This window comes from Romboutsia timonensis, from assembly GCF_900106845.1.
Lineage (GTDB): Bacteria > Bacillota > Clostridia > Peptostreptococcales > Peptostreptococcaceae > Romboutsia > Romboutsia timonensis.
The window spans coordinates 250,710-260,147 of record NZ_LT629849.1 but is presented as its reverse complement, the minus strand read 5'-3'; the positions used below and the strand labels follow the sequence as shown (position 1 = coordinate 260,147).

Annotated in this window: 9 protein-coding genes and 1 rRNA gene; 2 read left to right on the top strand and 8 right to left on the bottom strand. The window is 29.2% G+C overall.

The features are described 5' to 3' along the window. The coding region (locus BN7997_RS15015; RefSeq protein WP_195906791.1) for a transposase at positions 1-165 on the top strand (165 nt) is incomplete at its 5' end. A gap of 111 nt (positions 166-276) precedes the next feature. Here the strand turns inward: BN7997_RS15015 and rrf are convergent. The 6 genes from rrf to agaB form a co-directional block, all read right to left on the bottom strand. Beyond that, a 5S ribosomal RNA gene (gene rrf, locus BN7997_RS02390) occupies positions 277-393 on the bottom strand. A gap of 528 nt (positions 394-921) precedes the next feature. Further along, complete coding sequence (locus BN7997_RS02385) at positions 922-1,203, bottom strand: hypothetical protein (RefSeq protein WP_071119287.1); 282 nt, start codon at positions 1,201-1,203, stop codon at positions 922-924. Positions 1,204-1,365: 162 nt separating this feature from the next. After that, positions 1,366-1,767, bottom strand: a complete 402-nt coding sequence (locus tag BN7997_RS02380) for a PTS sugar transporter subunit IIA (protein WP_083334982.1) — start codon at positions 1,765-1,767, stop codon at positions 1,366-1,368. A gap of 18 nt (positions 1,768-1,785) precedes the next feature. Beyond that, on the bottom strand, positions 1,786-2,631 hold the full coding sequence (locus tag BN7997_RS02375; RefSeq protein WP_242873371.1) for a PTS system mannose/fructose/sorbose family transporter subunit IID: 846 nt from the start codon (positions 2,629-2,631) through the stop codon (positions 1,786-1,788). Further along, entirely contained in the window at positions 2,621-3,391 is a 771-nt protein-coding gene (locus tag BN7997_RS02370) for a PTS mannose/fructose/sorbose/N-acetylgalactosamine transporter subunit IIC (RefSeq protein ID WP_071119285.1), read from the bottom strand. Before BN7997_RS02370 ends, BN7997_RS02375 begins: the two co-directional genes overlap by 11 nt. Positions 3,392-3,406: 15 nt before the next feature. Next, positions 3,407-3,883, bottom strand: a complete 477-nt coding sequence (agaB, locus tag BN7997_RS02365) for a PTS galactosamine transporter subunit IIB (protein ID WP_071119284.1) — start codon at positions 3,881-3,883, stop codon at positions 3,407-3,409. Positions 3,884-4,057: 174 nt separating this feature from the next. Here agaB and BN7997_RS02360 point away from each other — a divergent pair, with 174 nt between their 5' ends. Then, complete coding sequence (locus tag BN7997_RS02360) at positions 4,058-4,999, top strand: IS982 family transposase (RefSeq protein ID WP_071119283.1); 942 nt, start codon at positions 4,058-4,060, stop codon at positions 4,997-4,999. Between the two features lie 339 nt (positions 5,000-5,338). Here BN7997_RS02360 and BN7997_RS02355 read toward each other — a convergent pair whose 3' ends face one another. Together BN7997_RS02355 and BN7997_RS02350 are read right to left on the bottom strand one after the other, a co-directional pair. Beyond that, on the bottom strand, positions 5,339-7,168 hold the full coding sequence (locus tag BN7997_RS02355; protein ID WP_408638330.1) for an ABC transporter ATP-binding protein: 1,830 nt from the start codon (positions 7,166-7,168) through the stop codon (positions 5,339-5,341). Between the two features lie 10 nt (positions 7,169-7,178). After that, positions 7,179-9,398 (bottom strand): ABC transporter ATP-binding protein, encoded by a 2,220-nt coding sequence (locus BN7997_RS02350; RefSeq protein ID WP_071119281.1) that lies wholly within the window; start codon positions 9,396-9,398, stop codon positions 7,179-7,181. Between the last annotated feature and the right edge of the window lie 40 nt (positions 9,399-9,438).

Sequence of the window (9,438 nt, the reverse complement as noted above, 5' to 3'; positions counted from 1 at the left end):
GAATTATGTAAAAATGCTAATAAAAATCTAAAACTAATATTTTTACCACCATATTCTCCAAATTTAAATCCTATAGAAAAGTATTGGGCAACATTAAAGAAAAATTTGAAAAAAATAACTAAAAATAACAAGAGCCTTGAAGAATCTATTTACGAACTTTTTTAAGTTCGACTACTATATTATTAAATAGATTTGTAACTATATATTAGAATTTGTAATTAGGATTAAAGTAGATTCTTAAAGAAATGAATTTAATTTGGAAATAAAAAAAAGACTACGTGGCTACGTGCTACTCTCCCAGGCGGTCGCCCACCAAGTACCATCGCCGCTAAAGAACTTAACTTCTGTGTTCGGTATGGGAACAGGTGTATCCTCTTTGCTATAATAACCACATAATCTTTAATTTAGAGTTAATACTCTGAAAACTGCATATCATTTAAAATTGACATTTCGACAACGATATTCCCTTGCTACCGCGTCGGTCATATCCGTTGCTCAAATCCATCATTTATCTTGGTCAAGTCCTCGACCTATTAGTATCGATAAGCTAAATACATTACTGCACTTACACCTTCGACCTATCAACCAGGTAGTCTTCCTGGGGTCAGATACATCCGTTGCTCAAATAAATTTGATTACCTGCTCAGACTATCATTATCTGAATATCTGGCTTGGTTTGTTAGTTTCAATTCTATAAATTAACCTACTGTTTAATTTTCAAAGTTCATTTTTAACTTCCTTAAGTTTATCAAAGTTATTTTTCTTTGTCAACTTATTTTTTAAAGTTTTTTCTTTTGTTTTGCCCTTTTCTTAAGGACAAGTATAACTATACCATCTTAAATTTAACTAGTCAACACTTTTTTTAAAAAAATTTCAGATTAATATTTTACTTGTCCTTGATATAGTTTTTTTATTCTAAAATTACATTAGTTTTCCTCTATTATGATAATCACTATGTACGTTATTATCATAGTTTAATTCAGCTGTAACCCTTACAGTGTGTCTATTTTTATTATATTTTATTTTTATATCATTAAAATTCGCATCATCTGAATTACTTCTTAAATAATTTCTAACTAAATCTTCTCCAGACTTAGTGTCAACATCATCATAAGTTCCAAAATAAGCACCTTCTGCTACCTCTAAAGTTAAGTTGTATTTTCCGTCTTGTACTTTATTTCTCATTTCTTTCATATTATCCATAACTTTACCTCCTAAATAAATACTTATACTTAAGTTTTCCATATTAGGATTTTTTATTATTGTAATATTTATCCTTTTTCTTTAATTACATCATTACTTTCACATAAAAAAATCACTAGAAAAATAAATTTATTTAACTAGTGATTTTGATTATATTAATTTTTATATTCCATCTTCAGTAAATATAACTTTCTTTGGCTGTGGCTTTATACTATTTACACCAGATTCTTTTATAGATTCACTATCTATATCACATCCTAAAGACAACATCATAGTAGCTTCCACAAGCATCGGTAAATTAGTTCCACAAAAAACTTCTACGTTTGGATATTCTAAAGTTAATTCACTGCTCACTTTAAATGGTGTTCCTCCAACTAAATCTGTGAATACATATATTTTTTTATCTGTTGATTTTATAAAAGAATTTATTTCCTCTTTTAAAGACTCTGGAGACTTATCTTCTGTAAAATCAACAGGTTTTACAAAGTCAAAATTACCAACTATTAAATCTAAACTAGTTTTAAGACCTGAAGCAAATCTCCCATGACCTGTTATTATTATCATTCCTTCTCCTCCTAAAATCTATGCAAATATACCTAGGAATGCTCCTACTATACCTATTACAACTAATATTAGTATATTAACCATTGGAGATACATTCTTTTTAACTAATCCATACATACCAAATGTTACTGCAAGCGGTAATAAACATGGCATTATAGAGTCTAATATACTTTGTAAATCTATAGTTCCTTGCATACTTAAATATTCTGGAGTAACTATATTTACATTTACATATGAAGCTATTAATGCTCCTACAACTATCATACCAAGTACTGTAGCTGCTCTAGTAAATTCTTTAGCATTTTTAGTAAGCTTAGCTATTCCATCAACACCAACTTTATATGACCAGTGCATCAAACCAAATCTAAGACCTAAATGTACTATATTAAACAGTACAAAGAATATAATTGGTCCTAATATACTTCCTTGAAGAGAAAGATTAGCCCCTATACCTGCTGATATAGGTAATAATGTAAACCAGAATATTGCATCTCCTATTCCACCTAAAGGACCCATAGCCGCAACTCTTAAAGAACGTATAGTTTGAATATCAGCTTTCTTTTGCTCTAATGATAATATTATACCCATAACAAATGTTATTAAGAATGGATGACAGTTAAAGAATTCTAGGTTATGTTTCATTGATGTTGATAAATCTTGTTTATTTTTGTGTATTTTTTTAAGCCCTGGAAGTATAGAGTATAACCATCCTCCAGCTTGCATTCTTTCATAGTTAAATGATGCTTGTAAAAACATAGATCTCCAAGCCATTTTATTTAAAGTTTTATTGTCGAGAGTTTCACCTTCAGTTTTATCAATATATTCTAAATTACCTCTTTTCATTACTTCTGTATTAGATGCCATCTGTCATACCTCCTCCTGTATTATTCTTAGTTTTCATACTTACATGGAAGTCATAAACTGCTGCAGCTATTCCTACCATAGCTATAGCTAAAAGTGGCAATTTACCATATGCTACTAATACAAATCCTAGTACCATAAATATTGCATATTCTTTGCTTAACATAACTTTAAGTAACATTGCAAATCCTAGAGCAGGCATCATCTTTCCAGCAGCTGTTAATCCTGCCCAAACTTGAGCTGGTAACACTTTAGTTAAAGTTTCTCCTATCGCTTGACCAGATAGCAATCCAGCTAAAACTATTAATGCGAATAAAACTGCTAATATTCCCATCGCCATATAGTTAACTTTATCTATACCAGCTGGGTTAGCATCTTCAGCTGCTTTATCACATAATCCCATTAATGGAGACATTACTGTAAATAAAAGAGTAACTGCATATTGACCAAGTAATGCAAATGGTATTGCAAGAGGTAGCGCTGCTGCAACATCTAAGCCAGATTGAACTGCAAATACAGTTGCCATTATACCACCTATAACTGCATTTGGTGGCTGTGCTCCACCAACTGGCATTGCGCCTATCATCATTAATTCATAAGAACCACCAACTATAAGTCCTGTTTGTAAATCACCCATAATAGCCCCTACTATAGGTCCAATTACTATTGGTCTGTATAAAGATTCTAAAAAGTTATATTGGTCAACTGCCGCTATCATCGTTACAATAAGTATAAGACCAATTTGGATAAAACTTAATTCCATAAAATTTACCCCCTTTTATTTAAATAATTCATCTAAACTTTCAGCAGACTCACTTGGAACTCTCCTGATTTCTAGATCTACTCCTAATTCCTGAAGGCGTCTAAATGCTTTAACGTCATTATCATCTACGCATACAGCTTTAGATACTTGCCTTTTTCCTTCTGCCATATGCATATTTCCTATATTAACTTTGTTTATAGGCACTCCACCCTCAACTAATCTAACTACATCTTGAGGTGTTTCACATATTATTGCTATATACTGAGAATCACTTGCTTTATGTATTATATTTATAGTTTTTTCTATACTAAAGTATCTTGTTTGAGCAAAACTTGGTGCTGCCATGTCCATAAGCCCCTGTCTAAACTCATTTGTGCATACTTCATCATTTGCAACTAATAATAAATTTGCTCCTACACTTGAAGACCACATTGTTGCTACTTGACCATGTATTAATCTGTTATCAATTCTTGTTAGTACTATATTTGGCATAATCATCAACTCCCTGTAAATCTTATTTAATATTAAGAAAACATTTTCCTCTTATATACTTATTATCTTCTTATATAATTAACTCGTTGTGCTAGTTAATTTTTACAATAATAAAACTCCAACAAATATAGCACCCTAAGATTAGTAGCATTAATCTAAAGGAGGGTTACTATAATGTTGGAGCTTAATAATTATTATATCCAAGAAATTGAAAATTTAACTGATTTATTTACTATAATTTATACAATAGTTGATGATGTGTACAACGATATTATTCCTATAAGCATTAGAAATAGACGTAATATTAAGGAGTGTAAGCTTTCAGATAGTGAAATAATCACTATAAGTATAGTTGGAGAACTTCTGACTATTGACTCAGAAAAAGCATTCTTTAGTTTATTGAGCAGAGAATATATAAAACTATTTCCTAAATTAGGAGATAGAACTAGATTTAATAGAACTAAACGAAATCTACATGCTGTAATTAAAGAAATACGAGAATATATTTCAGAATATATTCAAGCGTATTCTAATAATATAAGAATTATAGACAGCATGCCTATTCCTGTATGTGAGTTTGGTAGAGCTCATTTTAGCAAGTGCTTTAAAGGCGAAGCCTCTTATGGTAGATGTCCATCAAAGAAACAAACATATTTTGGATTTAAGTTTCATGCACTTACTACAGTAGACGGTTTCTTAACTGACTATGTTATAACTCCAGCCAACATAGATGATAGAAATACAGTGTGGGATTTATGTGATAAATATAATTCTATTTCTATTATAGGTGATAAAGGATATGTCAATAAAAGGCTAACGCCTGAGTTAAAAGGTGAAAGAGATATAAATTTATTATTCTTAAAAAGAGGTAATAGCAAAGATAACTATCCAAAAGAAATAAGACAACTAATATTTAAAATCAGAAGAAGGATAGAAACCAGCTTTTCTCAATTAACAGAGCAATTAAATTTAAATAAAGTTAAAAGTAAATCAATGCTAGGATTTATAACTAGAACTTCGATAAAAGTTTTAGCTCATAATATTTCATTTTTAATAAATAAACTTATGGGAAATTATGATTCTATAGCTAAAATAAAAAGGTTAGTATTTGGTTAAAATTTACAAATACCAACCTATAATAAGGTATTATTTTTTGCGAAAAGCAATTTACTTTATTTGGAAAAATTTTAACTAGCACAATAGATTAATTAATGTTTTCTTATTCCCCTTTATATAACTAATTTTAGTACCTTCTTATTTCATTGTCTTTGTAATTTTGTTTTTTCATTTTGTTCTTTTGTCTCTAAAAATTTAACTTATTTAAGTTAAATATAATAATCTACTATTCTATTGATTAATACTTTATATAAATATGATTAATAAATAAATTTTAAGCATACTTATCTTTATAAAACAAAACCACACTAATCTATAAGATTAGTGTGGTTTAATCATTTAGCATACTTCTTCTTCAAATTGACTGTTATATAGTTCACTATAGAATCCTTTTGATTTTAATAATTCTTCATGAGTTCCTTGTTCAACTATATCTCCATCTTTCATTACTAATATTACATCTGCATTTTTTATAGTAGATAATCTATGTGCTATTATAAAACTTGTTCTACCTTCCATAAGATTTTCCATAGCTTGTTGTATCAATACTTCTGTACGAGTATCTACAGAACTTGTTGCTTCATCTAATATTAGTATTTTAGGATCTGAAAGTATGGCTCTAGCTATTGTTAATAATTGTTTCTGACCTTGTGATATATTATCTGCTTCTTCATTGATTTCCATATTATATCCATCAGCCAATGTCTTTATAAAGTGATGTGCATGAGCTAACTTGGCAGCTTCAATTACTTCTTCATCACTTGCATCAAGACGACCATAACGTATATTTTCCATTATGCTTCCATTAAATAGCCAAGTATCCTGTAAAACCATACCAAATATTTTTCTTAAATCATTTCTTGTAAAATCTCTATAATCATGACCATCTATAAGTATTTTACCTCCATTTAATTCATAGAATCTCATAAGTAGTTTTACAATAGTAGTTTTACCAGCACCAGTTGGTCCAACTATAGCTACTTTTTGACCTGGTTTTATATTAATAGAAAAATCATTTATTATTATTTTATCTTCATTGTATCCAAATCTAACATGATCAAATTCAACAGCACCTTCTATACCTTCAGTTGATATTGGATTTTTAACATCTTCTACAACTTCTTCTTCTTCTAAGAACTCAAATACTCTTTCTGCTGCAGCTGCTGTTTGTTGCATTACGTTAGCTATTTGAGCAGTTTGAGCTATAGGTTGCATAAATGATCTTACATATTGAATGAATGCAAGTATATCTCCAACTTGTATTTTATTTCTTATAGCTAAGAAACCACCCATTATAGCTACTATTACATATCCTAAGTTACCTATAAATGTCATTATCGGCATCATCATTCCTGATAAGAATTGTGATTTCCAAGCTGAGTTATATAACGTATCACTTAATTTATCAAACTCTTCAATAGCTTTTTCTTCACCATTAAAGGCTTTCATTATATTATGACCACTATACATTTCTTCTATATGTCCATTAGTATGACCTAAATATTCTTGTTGTGCTCTAAAGTGTTTTTGAGATTTTTTTACAACCAACATAATCATCACTAAAGATAGAGGTATTACAATTAAACTAACTAACGTCATTGTAACACTTATCGATAACATCATTATTAAAACTCCAATAAGAGTAGTTGCTGATGTTATCATTTGTGATAATATTTGATTTAAGTTTTGACTTATTGCATCTATGTCATTTGTTACTCTCGATAAAACTTCTCCATTAGTCTTTCTATCATAATAGTTAAGAGGTAATTTGTTAATTTTTTCAGATATAGATTTTCTTAAATTATAAGATACCTTTTGGGATATATCTGATGTTATAAAAGTTTGAATAAAAGAAAATATCGAACTTATAATATATAAACTTGCAAGTATAGTTAAAGTTCTAAATATAGCATCAAAATCTATACCTCCACCACTATTACTTACCTTACTAACTAGACCTTCAAATATTTTAGTTGTTGCATTTCCTAATATTTTAGGACCAACTATATTAAATACAGAACTTCCTATAGCAAAAACTATAACCAATAATATAGCTAATTTATATGGGCTTAAATAGCTTATTAGCTTTTTCATCGTACCTTTAAAGTCTTTAGCCTTTTCTTGGCCCATTTTCATATGACCTCCGCCCATACCACCAGGTCTTTTCATTCCTTTTTTATTACTCATTATCTAGCTCCTCCTTTGAAAGTTGAGATAGTGCTATTTGCTTATAAACTTCACAGTTTTTCATAAGCTCATCGTGAGTTCCTATTCCTACAACTTTACCTTCATCAAGTACAACTATTTGGTCAGCATGAAGTATTGTACTTATTCTTTGAGCCACTATTAAAACTGTTGCATCTTTAGTTTTTGATTTTAATTCTTTTCTAAGTTTTGCATCAGTTTTTAAATCTAGTGCTGAGAAACTATCATCAAATATAAATATCTTAGGTTTTTTAGCTAAAGCACGAGCTATTGAAAGTCTTTGTTTTTGTCCACCAGATACATTTGTACCACCTTGAGATATTTCAGTCTCAAATTTGTCTGGTTTTGACTCTATAAATTCCATAGCTTGAGCAATACTTGCCGCTTCCCTTATATCTTCCTTTGTAGAATCTTCTGCACCATATCTTATATTACTATCTATAGTTCCAGAGAATAAAACTGCCTTTTGTGGAACATATCCAATTTCATCTCTAAGTTTATGTTGATTAATATTTCTTATATCAACTCCATTTACTAAAATTTCACCTTCTGTAACATCAAAGAAGCGAGGTATTAAGTTTATTAAAGTTGATTTACCACTTCCTGTACTTCCTATAAAAGCAGTTGTTTGGCCAGGTTTTGCAACAAAGTTTATGTTACTTATAACATTATCCTCTGCATCAGGGTATTTAAATGAAACATTTTTAAATTCTACTTCTCCATACTTATCTTCATCAAATTCTCTAGTTTCTTTTGAATCTTTTATAGCTACATCAGTTGATAATATTTCACCTATACGACTAGCTGAAACTGATGCTCTTGGTAATATAACTGATAACATAGATAACATTAAGAATGACATTATTATTTGCATTGAATATTGAATAAATGCCATCATATCTCCAACCTGCATTACTCCTGCATCAATATTATGAGAACCTACCCAAACTATTAGTATTGTTATCATATTCATAATTAACATCATCGTAGGCATCATTACTGACATTATACGGTTTACAAATGTATTTGTTTTTCTTAAATCTATGTTAATTTCATCAAATCTTTTTTCCTCTACTTTTTGATTGCTAAAAGCTCTTATAACTAACATACCTACTAGTGATTCACGTGTTACTAAGTTTAGTTTATCTACTAGTTTTTGTACTTTCTTAAATCTAGGTATCGCTAAACTAAATAAAACTATAATTACTAAAAGTATAGCAATAACCGCTACACCTATTATCCACGCCATTGATGTATCAGTATTTAAAACTTTTAGTACACCACCTATACCAAGTATTGGTGCATATAATATCATCCTTACAAACATAACTGTAAAGTTTTGTATTTGTTGAATATCATTTGTACTACGAGTTATAAGTGATGCAGTTGAAAATTTATCAAATTCAACATTTGAAAAACTTACAACTTTTCTAAATACATCTTTACGAAGACTTCGCCCTATTCCTGCACCTAATCTTGAACCAATAAATCCAACAACTATAGTTGCTAATAAACTTATAAGTGCTATTCCTAGCATAGCTGCACCTGATTTAAATATATAATTATTTTGTAACTTTTCTATATTTATACCTATAGCTTCATATTCATTTTTTATAGCATATATAGATGATTGAGTTAGCATATTTTCATCTAAATCACTTGTTTTATTATCTATCTCTTTTGTCATCTCATCTATTTGAGCTTGAGGTAGTTTTTCAATTACAGAAAAAATATCTACACCTTTTGGAATATTAGGTATTTTCCCTTGTTGGCTTGCAGCTTCAATACCTGACACCTTCACCAAAGCCTTACTCATTATTTTATTTAAACTGTCTATTTCTTTTTTATCATTTGTATTTAACCTATATAATGGTTCACTTTTTAATATTGGATATTTTTTAACCTCTTTATCATATTCTTCCTTAGTTAAATTATCCTTGTTTATTAACTTATAATTTTTATTTACTTCATCTTTTTGATTGTTATCCATAAAAATCATTAGTTTATTTAATTCTTTTTCTCTAATAACAGTAGGAACAGCGTTTTTTATACCATTTTGTTGTATCCCTACGTTAACTATGTTTGATGTATAGTCTGGTAAAGATAAATCACAAGTCGCTTGTACTATCAAAAGACCAATTACTAATATAAGTGATAATGTAAATGGCTTTAAGTATTTTAAAACTTTAGTCATATTTAAACTTCTACCTCCATTTCAATAAAATTTGTTGTAT